General features: G+C 72.1%; 15 protein-coding genes. 10 read left to right on the forward strand and 5 right to left on the reverse strand.

What is annotated here, in order from left to right:
* Positions 1 to 41 precede the first annotated feature (41 nt).
* The 4 genes from ASC99_RS02320 (at position 42) to ASC99_RS02335 (ending at position 4816) form a co-directional block, all read left to right on the forward strand.
* Positions 42 to 1478 carry a carboxyl transferase domain-containing protein gene (locus ASC99_RS02320; RefSeq protein WP_057227536.1) on the forward strand — a complete coding sequence of 479 codons (1437 nt, stop codon included), beginning with the start codon at positions 42 to 44 and terminating at the stop codon, positions 1476 to 1478.
* 94 nt (positions 1479 to 1572) lie between these two features.
* Positions 1573 to 3063 (forward strand): glycosyltransferase family 39 protein, encoded by a 1491-nt coding sequence (locus tag ASC99_RS02325; protein ID WP_057227538.1) that lies wholly within the window; start codon positions 1573 to 1575, stop codon positions 3061 to 3063.
* A 2-nt stretch (positions 3064 to 3065) separates the two neighbouring features.
* Complete coding sequence (locus ASC99_RS02330) at positions 3066 to 3830, forward strand: polyprenol monophosphomannose synthase (RefSeq protein ID WP_235502735.1); 765 nt, start codon at positions 3066 to 3068, stop codon at positions 3828 to 3830.
* Between the two features lie 77 nt (positions 3831 to 3907).
* Positions 3908 to 4816, forward strand: coding sequence for a YhjD/YihY/BrkB family envelope integrity protein (locus tag ASC99_RS02335; RefSeq protein ID WP_082598015.1), 909 nt, complete (start codon positions 3908 to 3910; stop codon positions 4814 to 4816).
* Positions 4817 to 4835: 19 nt separating this feature from the next.
* Here the strand turns inward: ASC99_RS02335 and ASC99_RS02340 are convergent, their stop codons facing one another.
* Positions 4836 to 6623, reverse strand: a complete 1788-nt coding sequence (locus ASC99_RS02340) for a D-alanyl-D-alanine carboxypeptidase (protein ID WP_057227540.1) — start codon at positions 6621 to 6623, stop codon at positions 4836 to 4838.
* Between the two features lie 278 nt (positions 6624 to 6901).
* Between ASC99_RS02340 and ASC99_RS02345 the strand changes: the two genes are divergently transcribed.
* From ASC99_RS02345 to ASC99_RS02355, 3 genes are all read left to right on the forward strand, one after another.
* Positions 6902 to 7657, forward strand: coding sequence for a GPP34 family phosphoprotein (locus ASC99_RS02345; protein ID WP_057227543.1), 756 nt, complete (start codon positions 6902 to 6904; stop codon positions 7655 to 7657).
* A 326-nt stretch (positions 7658 to 7983) separates the two neighbouring features.
* Positions 7984 to 8841, forward strand: coding sequence for a helix-turn-helix transcriptional regulator (locus ASC99_RS02350; RefSeq protein ID WP_057227544.1), 858 nt, complete (start codon positions 7984 to 7986; stop codon positions 8839 to 8841).
* On the forward strand, positions 8838 to 9047 hold the full coding sequence (locus tag ASC99_RS02355; protein WP_057227545.1) for a DUF397 domain-containing protein: 210 nt from the start codon (positions 8838 to 8840) through the stop codon (positions 9045 to 9047). Before ASC99_RS02350 ends, ASC99_RS02355 begins: the two co-directional genes overlap by 4 nt.
* Before the next feature lie 85 nt (positions 9048 to 9132).
* Here ASC99_RS02355 and ASC99_RS02360 read toward each other — a convergent pair whose 3' ends face one another.
* Together ASC99_RS02360 and ASC99_RS02365 are read right to left on the reverse strand one after the other, a co-directional pair.
* The gene (locus ASC99_RS02360; RefSeq protein WP_057227547.1) at positions 9133 to 10227 is read right to left on the reverse strand and encodes an ADP-ribosylglycohydrolase family protein; all 1095 of its coding nucleotides are present in this window, start codon (positions 10225 to 10227) and stop codon (positions 9133 to 9135) included.
* Between the two features lie 528 nt (positions 10228 to 10755).
* Positions 10756 to 13338 (reverse strand): bifunctional FO biosynthesis protein CofGH, encoded by a 2583-nt coding sequence (locus ASC99_RS02365; protein ID WP_082598016.1) that lies wholly within the window; start codon positions 13336 to 13338, stop codon positions 10756 to 10758.
* Between the two features lie 178 nt (positions 13339 to 13516).
* Here ASC99_RS02365 and ASC99_RS02370 point away from each other — a divergent pair, with 178 nt between their 5' ends.
* The 3 genes from ASC99_RS02370 (at position 13517) to ASC99_RS02380 (ending at position 16484) form a co-directional block, all read left to right on the forward strand.
* Positions 13517 to 14647, forward strand: coding sequence for a hypothetical protein (locus tag ASC99_RS02370; protein ID WP_057227550.1), 1131 nt, complete (start codon positions 13517 to 13519; stop codon positions 14645 to 14647).
* A 63-nt stretch (positions 14648 to 14710) separates the two neighbouring features.
* Positions 14711 to 15637, forward strand: coding sequence for an ABC transporter ATP-binding protein (locus ASC99_RS02375; protein WP_057228047.1), 927 nt, complete (start codon positions 14711 to 14713; stop codon positions 15635 to 15637).
* Between the two features lie 25 nt (positions 15638 to 15662).
* Positions 15663 to 16484, forward strand: a complete 822-nt coding sequence (locus ASC99_RS02380) for an ABC transporter permease (protein ID WP_369824273.1) — start codon at positions 15663 to 15665, stop codon at positions 16482 to 16484.
* A gap of 106 nt (positions 16485 to 16590) precedes the next feature.
* Here ASC99_RS02380 and ASC99_RS02385 read toward each other — a convergent pair whose 3' ends face one another.
* Together ASC99_RS02385 and rarD are read right to left on the reverse strand one after the other, a co-directional pair.
* On the reverse strand, positions 16591 to 17016 hold the full coding sequence (locus tag ASC99_RS02385; RefSeq protein ID WP_057227554.1) for a hypothetical protein: 426 nt from the start codon (positions 17014 to 17016) through the stop codon (positions 16591 to 16593).
* Positions 17017 to 17119: 103 nt separating this feature from the next.
* Complete coding sequence (gene rarD, locus ASC99_RS02390; RefSeq protein ID WP_057228049.1) at positions 17120 to 18091, reverse strand: EamA family transporter RarD; 972 nt, start codon at positions 18089 to 18091, stop codon at positions 17120 to 17122.
* Positions 18092 to 18148: the final 57 nt, after the last annotated feature.

Raw genomic sequence — 18148 nt, forward strand, 5'->3', positions numbered from 1 at the left:
ATGACGGATCTTTCCGGGAGGGTGAGTTGACGGCGGATCGGATGATCGAACTCCTGCTGGACCAGGGGAGTTTCAGCTGCTGGGACCAGCCGGTCCACTACGACGGGGCCGACCCGGCGTACGGAGCGGCGCTGGAGCGGGCCAGCGCACGGACCGGCCTGGACGAGGCGGTGACCACCGGTCAGGGCCTGCTGGCGGGGCGTGCGGTGGCGGTGGTGGTCTCGGAGTTCGGCTTCCTGGGCGGCTCGATCGGGGTGGCCACGGCCGAGCGGATCACCAGGGCGGTGGAGCGGGCCACCGCCGAGCGGCTGCCGCTGCTGGCACTGCCGGTCTCCGGCGGCACCCGGATGCAGGAGGGCACGGCGGCCTTCCTCTGCATGGTGCGGATCTCCGCCGCCGTACTGGCCCATCAGGAGGCCGGGCTGCCCTATCTGACCTACCTGCGGAACCCGACCATGGGCGGGGTGTTCGCCTCCTGGGGCACCCTCGGCCACCTGGTGCTGGCGGAGCCGGGGGCCCGGCTCGGCTTCCTCGGGCCCCGGGCCCACCAGGAGCTGCGCGGCGTCGAGTTGCCCGCCGAGGTGCAGCTCGCAGAGACGCTGGCCGAGCGCGGCCTGGTCGACGCGGTGGTGGCGCCCGATCGGCTGGCCGAGACGGTCGGCCGGGCACTCGCGGTGCTGTCCGATCCGGCCGGACCGGCCCCCGAGGCGGCGCCCGCCCACTCCCCGGCACCGGCCGACGCCTGGGAGTCGGTCGGTCGCAGCCGCCTGCCGGGGCGGCCGGGGACGGACGCGGTGCTGGCGGCAGCGGACCCGGGACGGCTGGAACTGGCCACCCCGGACCGGGCGTTGGTGCGGGCGCTGGTCCGGTTCGACGGGCAGCCGGCCGTACTGGTCGGTCAACGCCCGGGCGCGGAGCGGCCGTTCACCGCTGCCGACCTGCGAGCGGTCCGGCGGACGGCGCGGATCGCCGAGCAGCTCGGGCTGCCGATGGTCACCCTGGTGGACACCACCGGGGCCGAACTCTCCGCGCAGGCCGAACTCGACGGTCTGGCCGTGGAGATCGCCCGCTGCCTGAGCACCCTGGTGGCGCTCCGTACCCCCGTGCTCTCGGTGCTGCTCGGCCAGGGCTCGGGCGGCGGTGCGCTGGCCCTGCTGCCCGCCGACCTGGTGCTCGCGGCCGAACACGGCTGGCTCGCCCCGCTGCCCCCCGAGGGCGCCTCGGCGATCATGCACCGGGACGGCGCGCACGCGCCCGAGCTGGCCCGGTCGCAGGGCATCGGTGCCGCCGACCTGGTGACGGCCGGCCTGGTGGACCGGGTCCTGCCCGAGCGACCGGACGCCGCCCAGGAGCCGTCGGCCTTCGCCGACCGGGTGGCCCGGGAAATCGGCGCCGCACTGGGTGAGTTGACGGTCCGTCCGGCCGAACAGCGACACGCCGACCGACGGCTGCGCAACCGACGGCTGGGAGGCGGCTGAACAGGCCGGCCGCGGGCCGGAGAATTCTTCGACCGACTCGTCCGGGCGCTAGGCTGAATTCTGATTTGTCCCTATTTTGATGGATTATCAGACTTTGAGTCACGTCCGAGCACTCCTGCGCAGCGTCTGGCTGTGGCCTGCCCTGGCCATGCTGCTGATCGGCCTGCTCCGGATCGCCCGTCCGGAGCTGTGGCGGGACGAGATCGCCAGCTGGAGCGCCGCCGACCGCGACCTCGGCCGGCTGCTCGGGATGCTGGCGAACGTCGACGCCAGCAACGGCGCCTACTACGTCCTGCTGCACTTCTGGACCGAGGTGTTCGGCGACTCGGTGCTCAGTCTCCGGATGCCCTCCGTGCTGGCCATGGCCGGGGCGGCCGCCTTCACCGCGCTCACCGCGCAGCGGCTCTTCGACAGCCGGGCGGCCGGGCTGGCCGCCGGACTGCTGGCGGCCACCGTCCCACTGGTCTCCCGGTTCGCCCAGGAGGCCCGCAGCTACGCCGTGGTGACCTGCGCGGTGGCGGCGGCCTGCTGGCTGCTGCTCCGGGCGCTGGACCGGCCCGGGGTGGGCCGCTGGGCCCTCTACGCGCTGGCGATGGCGGTGGCCGGCTGCTTCCACCTGGTCTCGCTGAGCAGCCTGGCCGGCCAGCTGCCCCTGGTACTCGCCCGGTGGTGGGGCGGCCGCCGGGAGCCCGGCGCCGGCCGGTTGCCCGGGCAGTTCGCCCTGGCCGTGTTGGCCGCACTGGTCCCGGCCGTGCCGGTGGCCGTCTACGGCGAGCGGCAGTCGGCCCGTCAGCTCGGCTGGCTGCCCACCCCCACGGCGCACGACCTGCGCTACTTCTGGCACACCCTGCTCTCCCCGGACCGGGAGATGTACGTCTTCGCCGTACTCGCCCTGCTCGCGCTGCTGCACCCCCGGTTCGCCCGCGGCGCGGTGCAGGCGCTGCTGCTGGCCGTACTGCCGGTGCTGGTGGTCTGGGTGGCCTCGCAGGGCACCACCTCGTACTTCACCGAGCGCTACCTGCTCTTCACGGTGCCCGCGCTGGCCGGGCTGGCCGGTGGCGGCGTCGCCGCCGCGGCCGCTCTGCTGGGCCGCCTGACGACCCGTCCACCGGCCGTCACCGCCGCGCTGGCCCTGATCGCCGTCCCGCTGGTGCTCGGCGCGCCGCGACAGCTCCAGCAGCGCACCCTCCTCGCCCACGGCCACCGGGACTTCGCGGGCGCGGCCGCCGTGATCGCGGCGGGCTACCGGCCGGGCGACGGGATCGTGGCGCCCGGTGGCGACCAGGCCTGGGCGATGGTCGGCCCCGGGATCTCCTTCTACCTGCCGGGTTCGGTCCGCCCGGTCCCGATGTTCGTCGAGCGCGACGCCGTCCGGGCCGACGACCTCCACGCCGTCCCCTGCCCGGTGGCCGACCGCTGCGTCGGTCCCGCGCCCCGGACCTGGGTCGTTACCATCGGCACGGGCGAGAACCCGTACGAGGGCCTGCCGGGCGACCAGATCGAGGCCCTGCAGCACACGTTCGTTCCGCCGCGGATCCAGCGCCTGCCGGGTCTGACGGTGTCACTGCTGGTGAGAAAGGCATAGACGTGACCACGGCCGACCAGGAGAGTCCCTTCGCCGATCTCGGTGAGGTGCTCGTGATCATTCCGACCTACAACGAGGCGGAGAACGTCGAGCGGATCATCTCCCGGGTCCGGGCGGCGGTGCCCGAGGTCCACGTCCTGGTGGCGGACGACAACAGCCCGGACGGCACCGGGGACATCGCCGACAAGCTGGCGGGCGCCGACAGCCAGGTGCACGTGCTGCACCGCAAGGGCAAGGAGGGGCTGGGGGCGGCCTACCTGGCGGGGTTCCGGTGGGGGATCGAGCGCGGGTACCAGGTCCTGGTCGAGATGGACGCGGACGGTTCGCACCGGCCGGAGGAACTCCCCCGGCTGCTGACCGCCCTGCGGAGTGCGGACCTGGTGCTGGGTTCGCGCTGGGTGCCCGGTGGCGCGGTGGTGAACTGGCCGCGTTCGCGGCTGCTGCTCTCCCGTGGCGGTTCGCTGTACTCGCGCCTGATGCTGGACGTCCCGATCCGGGACGTGACGGGTGGGTACCGGGCGTTCCGGCGGGAGACGCTGGAGGGGCTCGGGATGGAGCACGTCGCCTCGGCCGGCTACTGCTTCCAGGTGGACCTGGCCTGGCGGACCGTCAAGGCCGGTTACAAGGTGGCGGAGGTGCCGATCACCTTCGTGGAGCGCGAGCTGGGTGCCTCCAAGATGAGCCGCAGCATCGTGCTGGAGGCCCTCTGGCGGGTCACCGCCTGGGGCGTCGGCGCCCGGCTCGACAAGCTGCGCGGCCGGAAGTAACGGCGCGTCAGACCCCGCGTGCGGGGCCGCTGCTTCCGGGTGAGGATGGAGGCCCAAGGGCCACCTCGGAGGTTCGCGTGACAGAGTCGCTGACTCGGACTCAGCAGGAGCCCGGCCGGTGGGCCCGGATCAGGAGCAGGATCGCCGCCCTGGCCGCGACGGCGCGGGGCCTGCCCGACCGGGTGCCGATCGTCGGCCGGGCGGTCGGGCAACTCGTCCGGGTCAACCTGCTGGACAGCGCGACCCGGTTGGCCGCGCAGGCCTTCCTCAGTGCCCTGCCCGCCCTCTTCGTGGTCGCCGTGTTCGCCCCCAGCAGCGTCCGGGAGAACGTGGTCGGCTCGCTCCGGGACCAGCTGGGCATCAAGGGCGACGCCCAGCAGCAGGTCCAGCAGCTGATGTCGGCCGGCCACGACGATGTGGCGCAGAGCTTCGGGCTGATCGGCGCCCTGGTCACCCTGCTCTCCGCGACCGCGCTCAGCCGGGCCATGCAGCGGGTCTGCGAACGCTGCTGGGAGATGCCCAAGTCCGGTACCCGGGTGGCCGCCTGGCGCTGGCTCGCCTGGCTGGTGGTCTGGCTGGTCGTGCTGATCTTCCAGGCCCCGGTCCGCGACGGCTTCGGCGCCGGGGCCTGGCTGGGGCTGCCGCTCTTCCTGCTGCTCGCCACCGCCCTCTGGTGGTGGACCCAGCACCTGCTGCTCGGCAGCCGGGTCCGCTGGTACCCGCTGCTCCCCGGCGCCGTGCTGGCCGGCGCCGCCATGACCGGCCTCGGCGTCGCCGCCCAGATCTACCTGCCCGGCGCGGTCTCCCGCAGCATCACCAAGTTCGGCCCGTACGGGGTGGTGTTCACCTCGCTGTCCTGGCTGATCGTCATGTTCACCGCCATCACCCTGGCGATCGCCCTGGGCCGCGTGGTGGCCGAGGAGCCCCCGGTCGCCCGCCACCTCGGCACCCGCACCGAACCGGGCACCTGGGGCAGCAAGGACTGACCGGGGCTCCGTGCCCTGCCTACGTGATCCGGAGCAGCCGCGACAGGATCGACGGCGGCGCCAGGTCCGACTGCAGGGTCACCGGCACCTCGACCTTGCCCTCGCCCTCGCCGGCCGCGATGGTCCCGACCGGGGTGCCGGCCTTGACGGAGTGTCCGAGCTGCTCGGACTTCATGGTGAGCTGCGCGGTGATCCCGGGCCAGCCCGCCACCGTCAGGTCCTTGGCGGCGACCACCGGCACCTGCCCGCCGAGCCCGTCGTCCACGTACCCGACGACCTGGCCCTGCTTGGCCAGGGTCTGGCCGGCCAGCCCGTCCTGCGCGGCGGTGATGATCTTCTGACTGACCGTCTGGGCCGCCTTCAGCAGGCTGTCGGCAGTGGTCGCCGGCTGCCCCATCGTGACGCCGAGGATCATCCGCTTGGTGCCGCCGACCTCCTTGACCGCCGCCCACATCAGGCAGGACCCGGCGGGGCTGCTGGAGCCGGTCTTGATGCCGATCACGCCGTTCCTGGCGGAGAGCAGGGCGTTGGTGTTGTAGATCCGCTGGTTGTTGAAGGTCATGTCCGGGGTGGCGACCACCTGGCGGAACACGTCGTCCTTCATCACCTGTCCGGCCAGCTTGAGCTGGTCCTTGGCGGTGCTCTTGGTGTCGGCGTTGTACCCGGCCGGGTCGGCGTACGTGGTGTTGGTCATGCCGAGCGCCTTGGCCTCGTCGTTCATCTTCTTGACGAACTCCGCCTCGGAGCCGGAGTCCCAGCGGGCCAGCAGCCGGGCCACGTTGTTGGCCGAGGGCAGCATCAGCAGCTCGAGCGCCTCGTACTCGGAGATCTTCTGGCCCTCGGTGAGCTGGGCCCTGGACTCGTCCGTGTTGACGGACTCGGCGGCGGCCTGCTTGTCCACCGTGATGACCGGTCCCGGCTCGCCCTTCTTCAACGGGTGGCCCCGGAGGATCAGGTGAGCGTTCATCACCTTGGTGACGCTGGCGATCGGAGCGGGGGTCTCCGGGCCCGAGCTGCCGAGGCTGCCGACCCCGACCACCTCGGCGGCGGCCTGGCCCTTGGCCGGCCAGGGCATGGCGAGCGGGTTGCCGGTGAAGGTGTACGAGCCGGCCAGCGAGAGCTTCACCTTGGGGTCGGGCAGCGGGCGGAGCAGCTGGGCGACCACGACCACGCCGACCACCACGGCGAGGAACAGGCTCCAGACGGTGACCCGCTTGGCGCCCCGCCGGAACGGCGAGACCGGACGGGCGGAGAGGGCGGCCAGCACCTCCATCGCCTCGTTGGTGGTCTCGGGCATCGGCAGCGGCGCGGGCGGCTCCTCGACCGGCAGGGCAGCGGGCTCGGGGAGGGTCCAGACCTGCACCGGCGGCTTCGCGAGCCTGACCGCCGCCTCGGCCTCGGCCACGACCTCCGCTTCGGCCTCAACCTCGGCCTCCGCCTCAACCTCCGCCTCGGGAACGGCCTCGGCAACGGCCTCGGGTTCGGCCTCGGCCCGGGCCACGTCCGCCTCGTCCTTGGCGTCCCGAACCGCGAGACGGGGATCGACCGCCTCGGGCTCCTCGACCGGCTCCGCCGTCTCCTCGTCGGACCTGTCCGGACTGGTCACAGCCTCGGAAACGGTCTCCTCGGGCACCCGGAGCATGGTGGTCACGTTGTCCACCGGCAGCCTCAGCATGGTGGTCCGACTGTCCACATCACGGACCCTCAGCTGGACGGTGGAGCCGCTCGCCCCGGTCTCGGCCGGGTCGACCGACACCTCCTCCTCGCCTTCCCCGTCGCGCCGCACCTTGTCGGGGGACTCGCCCACGTGATCCAACCTCCTCGTCCGCCGTACCGGCCGAACCCGATTTCCATTCGCCGGTTAGCTGTCCAGTCTCCGGCACCGACGGCCGTAACGGCCGTCACACCCCGCCCGACCGGCCACTATTCGGCCGAACCGGCCTCCGTCGAGGCACTCGCAGCCAGGGACGCGAGGCCCGTGGGGGGCGGTTCCAGGCCCCACCGCTAGGTCACGATTCGGAGGCGTACTCGACAAGCCGCTGTGAGAGGCGTCACTCTGTCATTCATCCACGCGGGGAGGCTTGGATGGGCAAGAGCCGCAGAACTATTCCCGAGGAACTCCTGTTGCTCGCCTTGGACCCGACCACGGGCACCACGGCGCAGCCGCAGACCCTCGACCTCGGACTCGCCGGGGCACAGCTCGTCGAGCTGTCCTTGGCCGGAAGGATCGTCCCGGACGGGGACCGGATCGCCGTGGTGATGCCACGGCCGACCGGTGACCCGACACTGGACCACGCACTGGAACTGCTGCGCCGTCGTGGCAGCCCGGTGCGGGCCGCGCACTGGATCGGCGGGCCCCGCCTGGGGCTCCGGCAGACCTACCTGGCGCACCTGGAGAGGTGCGGCATGGTGACCGCCGTGCCGGGCCAGATGTGCGGTGTGCTGCCGACGACGCGGTACCAGGCGTCGGACGACTGCACCAATGCCGCGATCAAGCAGCGGCTGGACACTGCGATCCGTACGGGCGTCCCGCCGGACCCCAGAACGGCCGCACTGGCCGCGCTGGCGCATGCCGTCGGCCTGGGGAAGCACCTCTACCCGGGCAACGAGGGCAGGTCCTCGCGGTCACGACTGCGCGACCTGATCAGGTACGACCCGCTGGGCGGCATGGTGGCGCACGCGGTGATGGACGTTCAGAACGGGCTGCCCAACCAGGCCCGTGGTCCGGCGACGGTTGCCGGGCCGACCAGGCCGGCTGCTCCGGCCGGTCGGCCGGCGCCGAGTCGGCCGACTGCGGGCGGCAACGGCCACGGGATGGCCGGCCGGGCGGTAGCCCGCTGAACGGAGCGCGCGGCGGACCGTGCGCGCCGGTGATCGGAAGGACCCTTCGGGGCGGTCGGGCCAGGCAGTCAACTGCTTGCCCCGACCGCCCCGTTGGCATTTCCGGGTACCGTCCCCCTTTATCGGTTCCGGCGCCGGGGCGCAAGGGCGGCAATCCCGATTGAGTGGTTTTCCGATGGTCTGTTCTAGTGCGCTCCTGCGATTCCCCCGCGCCGTACTGAGCCAAGATGGCATGCTGCTCCAAGTCAGGGGGGTTGGTACCAATTTCCACAGTCTTCCGAGGCGCGCCGCCCTCCGGCGCGCCAGAAGTCCGGCCGGAGGTCGACGTGTCCGCCAACATCAATCCGACAGTTCGGCGGCGCAGGCTCGGCGCCGAACTGCGGCGTCTGCGTGAGCTGAAGGGGATGACCGCCGAAGAGGTGGCCGGCCGCCTGATGGTCTCCCAGTCGAAGATCAGCCGGCTGGAGAACGGCCGCCGCTCGATCAGCCAGCGGGACGTCCGGGATCTCTGCGACGTCTACGACGTCAGCGACGAGCGGATCCGGGCCGGCCTGATGGAGATGGCCAGGGAGTCCCGTCAGCGCGGCTGGTGGCACGAGTTCGGCGACATCCCGTACAGCGTCTACATCGGCCTGGAGGCCGAGGCCAGCTCGATCCGGGCCTACGAGTCCTCCTTCGTGCCCGGCCTGCTGCAGACCAGGGAGTACGCCGAGGCAGTGGTCGAGGGCACCCAGCCGGACACCGACGTGAGCGCCATCAAGCGGCGGGTGGACGTCCGGCTGAAGCGCCAGAGCCGGATATACGGCGAGGACCAGCTCGGCAGTCTCTGGGTGGTGATAGACGAGGCCGTGCTGATCCGGGTGGTCGGCGGCCCGCGGGTGATGGCCGATCAGCTGCTCCAGCTGCTGGAGTTGAGCGAGCGGCCGAACATCAACCTGCAGGTGATCCCGTTCAAGCACGGCGCGCATCCCGGCATGACCGGGACATTCTCCCTGATGGAGTTTCCGGAGTCGGCGGATTCGACCGTCGTCTACTTCGAAGGAGTGACGAGCGACCTCTACCTGGAGAAGGAGGCCGACGTCCGCCGCTATACCAATCTGTACGACCACCTGCGGGCCGCAGCGCTCAGCGTCGCGGAGAGCCGGTCATTGATTCACACCTATGCAGAGGGGTTCAAGAGATGAGCACGAAGTCGACCAGCAACCTGACCTGGCGCAAGAGCAGCCACAGCGGTGGCAACGGCGCCTGTGTCGAGATCGCCGTCCCGAGCAGCGCCACCATCGCCGTCCGTGACTCCAAGGACCCCGAGGGCCCCCAGCTGCACTTCACCAGGGAGGCGTGGGCCGCGTTCGCCACCGCCACCGCCACCGGCGCCTTCGGCGAGATCTGAGACTCTGCCGCTCCGGGGAGCGGGCCGCAGGCGACCAGCCGGCGGCCCGCTCCGCTGTTTCCGGCTCAGGCCCTCCGGCGGGGCCCTATTTCAGCGGGTAGCGCTCCGACCAGGCGGGGCCGCGCAGTTCGGGCCCGTGCAGCAGTTCCAGCACGAAGTCGTCGGCCAGCTCCAGCATCGTCCCCCGGCCCTCCAGCTCGGCCAGCAGCTCGGGCGGCAGCGCCGTCTCGCCGTGCAGCGCGCCGAGCAGGCTCCCGCAGACCAGCCCGGTCGAGTCGCTGTCGCCGGAGTGGTTGACCGCCAGCAGCAGGCCGGACTTCACGTCCTGGGCGACCAGCGCGCAGTAGACCCCGATCGCCAGCGCCTCCTCGGCGACCCAGCCCTGGCCCAGCTCCTCGACCCGGTCGGCCGACGGCTCCCCCGCCCGTACCGCGTCCAGGGCCTTGCGCAGGGCCGCCGTGGTCTCCTCGTGGCCCGGGTGGTCCGACAGGGTGGCCAGCGCCAGGTGGACGCCCTCCTCCAGCGTGCCGCCCCTGGCCACCGTGTGCACGATCACCGCGAAGGCCCCGGCGGAGAGATAGCCGGTCGGGTGGCCGTGGGTCAACACCGAGCACTCGACGGCCAGTTGGAAGACCAGTCCGGGCTCCCAGGCGGTCAGCAGCCCGAACGGTGCGGCCCGCATCACCGTCCCGCACCCCTTCGACTCCGGGTTGCGCGGCGCTTCCAGCGTCCCGGCGCGCTCCGCGTCCGGGCCGGTCAGCCCGGCGAGGCAGGCCTGCCCGGGGGCCCGCTGCGCGTACAGCCACTCCTGCCGCCCGAGCCAGCCGAGGCCGGATCTGCGCTCGTCCGGGCCCCAGTCGTACTGCGTCGCCGCCCAGCGGAGGTAGGCCTGGTGCACGTCGGTCGGCGGGTGCCAACTCCCGCCGTCCCGTTGGACATGAGCCCGGATCAGACCGTCCACCGTGAAGAGCGTCATCTGGGTGTCGTCGGTGACGCTGCCCGCCCTGCCGTACGCGGGGACGTAGCCCGTCACCCCGGCCGGACCGTGGGCGGCGCGGATGCTCTCCAGCGACTCGAACTCGATCCCGGCGCCGAGCGCGTCACCGATCGCCCCGCCGAGCAGACAGCCCCGCACCCTGCTGCGGAAGTCCTGCTGCTGCGCGCGTGACCACAGTGGCATCAACGGACGGCACCTCTTTCCTCGAGTACGGGGCGCACCACTCGGGGTGGTCCTGGCTGGAGCGCATCCGCACTGTATTCGAATACCGCTCCGATTTGGACCTCCGGCTGCGAACACCAGCTCGTCAACACATTGTTGCCACCACGCCATCCGGAGGCCACCTCCCCCTCCCGCCTGGTCCGCGCAGCAGTCCGCCCACCGCATCCCGTTCACCGCCGCCACCGTGAGGTCCAGGCCAAGTTCGGCTCCTTCGACGGCTACCTCAGGAACGGCCTCGGGGTGGACGTGCACAAGCTGCGGAGCCGTCTCCTCGCGGGCTGACGTTCAGTTGCACTACCCAGGGGCTCGGGGCTCTGCTGACTTGCGGCTCCGCCGCGCGGGCGAGGAGATCTGGCGTTCGGGTCACTGCGAAAGTGCCTGACCAGCTACGCACGGATCACCTTGCACGAGGTCGGCGTCGCCCCGCGGCGGAGCCGCCCATCAGCAGGGCCCCGAGCCCCTGTCTTCCGACAGCGTCTGCCCAAACTGTCAGTCGAGGACGGGAAGCAACTGCGGCAGGTGCCCGTCCGAGGCCAGGGCGGCGGCCCTGCGTTCCGGGGTGACCTCGCCGTAGGTGGTGGTGCGTTGGCGGTGAGGGCGGCCGGCGGCTTCGGCGATGGCTTCGAGGTCGCGGACGGACTTGTAGCTGCCGTAGGCGGAGCCGGCCATCCGGGAGATGGTCTCCTCCATCAGGGTGCCGCCCAGGTCGTTGGCGCCGGAGCGGAGCATCTCGGCCGCGCCGTCGGCGCCCAGCTTCACCCAGCTGGTCTGGATGTTGGGGATGTGCGGGTGCAGCAGCAGCCGGGCCATCGCCATCACCGCGCGGTTGTCCCGCATGGTCGGTCCTGGCCGGGCGATCCCGGCCAGGTAGACCGGGGCGTTGGTGTGGATGAACGGCAGCGTGACGAACTCGGTGAAGCCGCCGGTCCGTTGCTGGATCTCGGCGAGCAGCCGCAGGTGGCCCAGCCAGTGCGTCGGGTTGTCCACGTGGCCGTACATCATGGTGGAGGACGAGCGGATGCCCAACTCGTGGGCGGTGCTGACCACTTCGACCCAGGTGGCGGCGGGCAGCTTGCCCTTGGTGAGCACCCAGCGGACCTCGTCGTCGAGGATCTCCGCCGCCGTACCGGGAATGGTGTCCAGCCCGGAGGCCTTGGCCTCGGTGAGCCAGTCCCGGATCGAAAGACCCGTCCTGGTGGCCCCGTTGACCACCTCCATCGGCGAGAAGGCGTGCACGTGCATACCGGGTACCCGGGCCTTCACCGCGCGGGCGATGTCGAAGTACGCGGCGCCCGGCAGATCCGGGTGGATGCCGCCCTGCATGCAGACCTCGGTGGCCCCGACCTCCCAGGCCTGCTCGGCCCGGTCGGCGACCTGGTCCAGTGAGAGGGTGTACGCGTCGGCGTCGGTCCGGCGCTGGGCGAAGGCGCAGAACCGGCAGCCGGTGTAGCAGACGTTGGTGAAGTTGATGTTCCGGGTGACGCAGTACGTGACCACCTCGCCCACGGTGTCCCGCCGGACCGCGTCGGCGATGCCGCAGAGCGCGTCCAGCGCGGCGCCGTCGGCCTGGAACAGGGCCAGCGCCTGAGCATCCGTCAGCCGGGTCGGGTCCGCTGCGGCCACCGACAGGGCCTCCCGCAGGTCGCCGCCGAGCCGCTCGGGCGCCGAACTGCCGGCCTGGGCCCGCACCTCCTCCCAGTCGCCGTAGACCTCCTCGAAGTCGGCCCGGCGGTCGCCGGTCCGGCCCTCGGTGTCGATCTCCACGTGCAGCTCGGTCCGGCCGAAGGAGACCGGCAGGTCCTCCGGCTCCTGCCAGGGCAGGCCGACCGGCATCGCGTCCTCCCGGGCCAGCCCGCTGGAGGGGTCGGCCAGCGCCCGGACGTGCGGCATGATGCGCGGGTCCAGCCACGGTTCGCCGCGCAGCAGGTACTCCGGATAGACCGTCAGCCGCTCGCGCAGCTCGAAGCCCTGGGCGGCCGTCCGGGCCGCCAGCTCCTCGATCTGCGGCCAGGGGCGCTCGGGGTTGACGTGATCGGGCGTCAGCGGGGAGACGCCGCCCCAGTCGTCGATGCCCGCGCCGATGATCAGCGGGTACTGCTCGTCGACCAGGTTCGGCGGCGCCTGGATCCGGGCGGACGGGCCGAGCACCAGCCGGGTGACCGCGATCGCGGCGGCCAGCTCCTCCAGTTCGGCGTCGGGCATGGCCCGCATCGCGGTGTCCGGCTTGGCCCGGAAGTTCTGCACGATCACCTCCTGTACGCCGTGGTAGCGGCGCGAGGTGCGGCGGATCGCGAACAGCGCGTCGGCGCGCTCCTCGTAGGTCTCCCCGATGCCGATCAGCACCCCGGTGGTGAACGGCACCGCACTGCGGCCCGCATCCTCCAGCACCCGCAGCCGGACGGCCGGCTCCTTGTCCGGCGATCCGAAGTGCGGGCCGCCGGGCTCGGACCAGAGCCGGGTCGCGGTGGTCTCCAGCATCATGCCCATCGACGGGGCGACCGGCTTGAGCCGCTGGAAGTCGGTCCAGCTCAGCACCCCGGGGTTGAGGTGCGGCAGCAGCCCGGTCTCCTCCAGCACCCGGATCGACATCGCCCGGACGTAGGAGAGGGTGTCGTCGTAGCCGTGCGCGTCCAGCCACTCGCGGGCCTCCGGCCAGCGGTCCTCGGGGCGGTCGCCGAGCGTGAACAGCGCCTCCTTGCAGCCCAGCGCCGCGCCCTGCCGGGCGATCTCCAGCACCTCGTCGGGCGACAGGTAGAGGCCGTGGCCGTCCTTGCGGAGCTTGCCCGGCACGGTGACGAAGGTGCAGTAGTGGCAGCGGTCCCGGCAGAGCCGGGTGAGCGGGATGAAGACCTTCTTCGAGTACGTGATGACCCCCGGCCGCCCGGCCTCGGCCAGCCCGGCGTCCCGGATCCGGGATGCGGTGGCACAGAGATCCGCCAGGTCGTCACCTCTGGCCCGGAGCAGCACCGCGGCCTCGGCGACGTCCAGCGCCACGCCGTCCCTGGCCCGGCGGAGCGCGCGCCGCATCGAGTTGGCGGTCGGGGCGGGCGGCTGGTCCTCCGTAGCGTTCATAGGGCGACGATACCCAGGGGTTGGTCCATCGGGATGACACAACCCTGATGCGGTCTCAGGGTCGGCTGCACCCCTGGTTGTACGGGCATCCGGCCCTCTGGGGCGATGCCGGGGAACCCGCTGCGGGCTCTAATGGTTGTGCAGAGCAGGACATCTGACGACGACAGGGGTAGAAGTCATGGTGGACCAAGTGCGGCCGTACCGATCCGGACGGCGCACCACCGCCCGGGTCCTGGTCCCGGTCGGTGTGGTGGCGCTGACCGCGGCCGGGATCGGCCTGGTGCCAGCAATGGCGGGTGACTCGGGCCCCTCGCTGCCCGCCCTGACGGCGGAGCAGGTGGTGGCCAAGGCGCTCGGCTCCGACGTCGAGTCGCTGTCCGGCACCGTGAAGGTGAAGGCCGACCTGGGGGTGTCGGCCCAGCTGCTCGGCGGGGCGCTGCCCGGCGGTGCCGGTGGCCGCCACGGCGGCGACCAGGGCGGTTCGCAGGCCGCCCCCGAGAGCAAGCTGCTCGAGCTGCTCGGCGGGGAGCACACCCTGCAGGTCGCGGTGGACGGTCCGGACCGCCAGCGGATCGGGCTGATCGGCGGTCTGACCGGCTACGAGCTGGTGCACAACGGCAGCGAGCTGTGGGCCTGGGACAGCCGGAGCAACGACGCGGTCCACCTGACCGGCCCGGCGGCGGCCGCCGCCCAGCAGCCGAAGACGCCGCTGCCGGTGACCCCGCAGGACGCGGCCCGCCGCTTCCTCTCGCTGAGTGCGGAGTCCACCTCGGTGGTGGTCGACGGCACCGCCGAGGTGGCCGGGCAGAAGGCGTACCAGCTGAGCGTGAAGCCGAAGCAGAGCGGCTCGACGATCGCCGAGGTACGGATCGCGGTGGCCGCCGACAACGGCGTGCCGCTGGCGGTGCTGGTCCGCTCGACCGACGGCTCCAAGGTGCTGGACGTGCACTTCAGCCAGGTCTCGTTCGCCAAGCCGAGCGCCTCGACCTTCGCCTTCACCGCCCCCAAGGGCGCGAAGGTGACGGAGCGTCGGGCCGACCAGGCTCCCGCTGCCGGGCGCACCGTGCCCGAAGCCCTGGGGCAGAACGCGAGCGGCCTCGACCTGGTCGGCCAGGGCTGGGCCACCGTGCTCACCGCCAAGCTGCCCGCGGGCGAGGGCAGCTCCTTCGCCAAGGCACTCGGCAAGCCGGTCGGCGGCGGCACCCTGCTCGGCACCAAGGTGCTGAACGTCCTGATCACCGACGACGGCCGGGTCTTCGCCGGCGCGGTCACCCCGCAGGTGCTGCAGAGCGCGGCCGGGGTGAAGTGAGTGGCTCTTCTCGAGCAGTCGGACGGCCGGGCGGCCACCAGCCGCCCGGCCGCTTCGGCGGACGTGATCCGTACCAGCGGTCTGACCAAGCGCTTCCGGGGCGGTCAGCTCGCGGTGGACAACCTGGATCTGACGGTGCCCCGAGGGTCGGTCTTCGGCTTCCTCGGCCCGAACGGCTCCGGCAAGACCACCACCATCCGGATGCTGATGGGCCTGATCGCCCCGACCGCCGGGGTGGCCACCGTGCTCGGTGAGCCGATGCCCGGCGCGGTGTCCTCCGTCCTGCCCCGGGTCGGCGCCCTGATCGAGGGCCCGGCCCTGTACGGCTTCCTGTCCGGCCGGGACAACCTGGCCCGGATCGACGCCGCCGACCCGACCACCGACCCGCGTACCCGCTCCCGCCGGGTCGACGAGGCGCTGGACCGGGTCGGGCTGACCGCCGCGGCGGGCAAGAAGGCCCGGGCCTACTCACTCGGCATGAAGCAACGCCTCGGGCTGGCCTCGGCCCTGCTCCGCCCGCGCGAACTGCTGGTGCTGGACGAGCCCACCAACGGCCTGGACCCGCAGGGCATGCGGGAGATCCGCGCACTGATCCGGGAGGTCGCGGCCGACGGCACCACCGTCTTCCTCTCCTCCCACCTGCTCGACGAGATCGAGCACGTCTGCACCCACGCCGCCGTGATGGCCAAGGGCCGCCTGCTGGTGCAAGGCACCGTGGCCGAGCTGGCCGCCCGCGCCTCGGGCCGCCTGGTGGTCCGTACGCCCGACGTCGCCCTGGCCACCGAGGTGCTGACCGACCGTCAGGTCACCGACCTGACCAGCGACGAGGACCGGGTCTCCGGCACCCCGCTGGGCGAGCAGGAGCTGCCCAAGCTCTGCGCCGCCCTGGTCGAGGCCGGGGTCCGGGTGCACGGCTTCGGCGTCGAGCGCGGCACACTTGAGGACGCCTTCGTGGCACTGACCGGGGAGGGTTTCGATGTCGCTGGTTGAGACGCGGCCTGCTGCCGTGGTGACCGTGGGAGCTTCGCTCTCGCTGTTCCGCAGCGAGCTGGGGCTGACCTTCCGCCGGGCCAGGACGATCACCCTGCTCGGCATCCTGGCCGCCCTGCCGGTGCTGATCGGGGTGGTGATCAAGTCGCAGACGGACGGCTCCGGGGGCGGTGGCGGCCCCGCCTTCATCGCCCAGGTGACCCAGAACGGCCTGTTTCTGGTCTTCACCTCGCTGGCCGTCACCCTGCCGATCTTCCTACCGATGACGGTGGGCGTGGTGGCCGGTGACTCGATCGCCGGTGAAGCCGCCTCCGGCACCCTGCGCTACCTGCTGGTCGCCCCGGCCGGGCGGACCAGGCTGCTGGCCGTCAAGTTCGCGGCGGGGATGACCTTCTGCCTGGCCGCCACCCTGGCCGTGGCACTCTCCGCCCTGGCCACCGGCGCAGCCCTGTTCCCGCTCGGCCAGGTCACCCTGCTCTCCGGTGACACCGTCGGCCCCGGTACGGCGCTGTTCCGGGCGGTGCTGATCGCCCTGGTGGTCGCCGCCTCGCTGGGCGGGCTGGTCGCGATCGGCCTGTTCGTATCCACCCTGACGGGCAGTGGGATCGCCGCCATGGCCACCACGGTGGTGCTGGTGATCACCGTGCAGATCCTGGACACCTTCCCCCAGCTGCACGCCATCCAGCCCTACCTCTTCACCCACCACTGGCTGAGCTTCGGCGACCTGCTCCGGCAGCCGATCTACTGGGACAACGTCCTGCAGAACCTCGGCCTCCAGGCGGTCTACGTAGCCGTCTTCGGCTCCGCCGCCTGGGCCCGCTTCACGTCTCGCGACATCACGGCCTGAACTTCCGCAGGCGCTCATCCAGAGCTGACCAGGGGCTCGGGGAACTGCGAGGAGATCTGGCGTGCGGGTCACTGCGAAAGTGCCTGACCACCTACGTGCGGATCACCTATTCCGAGGTCGGCGTCGCAGTTCCCCGAGCCCCTGGTCTCACCTGGCTGAGCGCCGCTGCGCAGGCGAGGACGGCGAGTTGGGTCGGGGAGACCAGGAAGAGCGGTGACCAGTCCGGGCAGACCAGGCGGACGCCGGCCGTGAGGCCGTGCAGGCGGGCCCGGTGCGACCCCTTGAGCTCGACCCGGTCCAGTCGGTACGGGGACTCCAGGGTGATCGCCGGGTGGCCGGGCCGCTGCCACCGGATGGTCACGGGGCCACCGGGACGGGCCGAGCTGAGCAGGAGTTCGCCGGTCTCGGCGGCGTCCGTCTCACGGCGGACGGCAGGTACCCGCAGCGCCCCGCCGGAGGCCAGCACGACGGCCCCGTCCACGGCCCCCACACGTCGGAACGGCCGGGCCAACTTGGTGGCGAGCTGGACCATCGCGACTCCTCCCGGGGGCAGCACGGAGCTGTGGCACCGGAGGTTAGCAGGAGTGCGGCCCGGTTGAGGAGATCCGGAAACGAGTTCTTCACATCACGGGACGTCAGCCCGAGAGGGCTTGCTGCGGCGCGTCGGCCACGGCCGGCCGGGGCGTGAGCACGGCGGCCCGGTTCTGCCGGAGCCGCCGCAGTGCGTCCCAGCTGAGCATCACCAGCGCGACCCAGACCAGCGCGAAGCCGGCCCAGCGGGCGGGCGGCATCTGCTCGTGGAAGACGGTGATCCCGAGCAGGAACTGGAGCACCGGCGCCAGGTACTGGAGCAGCCCGAGCGTGCTGAGCGGGACCCGCAGAGCCGCCGCGCCGAAGCAGAGCAGCGGGATCGCGGTGATCACCCCGCTGACCATCAACAGGCCCGAGTGGCCCCAGCCGGCGACCCCGAAGCTGCCCTCGCCCCGGACCGCCTGCCAGATCAGGAAACCGACCGCGAACGGGAACATCACCGCGCTCTCCAGCGCGAAGCTCTCCTGGCCGCCGAGCGCGACCTTCTTCTTGAGCAGGCCGTACGTGCCGAAGGAGAACGCCAGGGTGAGCGCGATCCAGGGCGGCCGCCCGTACCCGACGGTGAGCACGACGACCGCGGCCACCCCGACGCCGACCGCCACCCACTGGGCGGTGCGCAGCCGTTCGCGCAGCAGCAGGACGCCGAAGGCGATGGTGACCAGCGGGTTGATGAAGTATCCGAGGCTGGTCTCCACCACGTGGCCGGAGTTCACTCCCCAGATGTAGACGCCCCAGTTGACCGAGATCGTCATCGCGGCGAGCACCGAGAGCGCGAGCCTGCGGGGCTGGGCGAGCAGCGGACGGATCCAGGCCCACTTCCGCTGGACCAGCAGCAGCAGGGCGACGGCCACCAGCGACCAGGTCATCCGGTTGGCCAGGATGTCGACCGCGCTGCTGGGCTCCAACAGCGGCCAGAACAGCGGGAAGAGCCCCCAGATGCCGTACGCGGCCACGCCGTAGCCGATCCCGCTGCCGCCGATCGCGTTGCCGCTACCGGCCTCTTGCTTCCCCGCCATCGACCGGCCGCCCTCCACGCACGCTGCTCTCCGGTCGAAGGTAGCGGCAGGGAGGGC

This window comes from Kitasatospora sp. Root107, assembly GCF_001424875.1.
In the GTDB taxonomy this organism is placed as follows: Bacteria; Actinomycetota; Actinomycetes; order Streptomycetales; family Streptomycetaceae; genus Kitasatospora.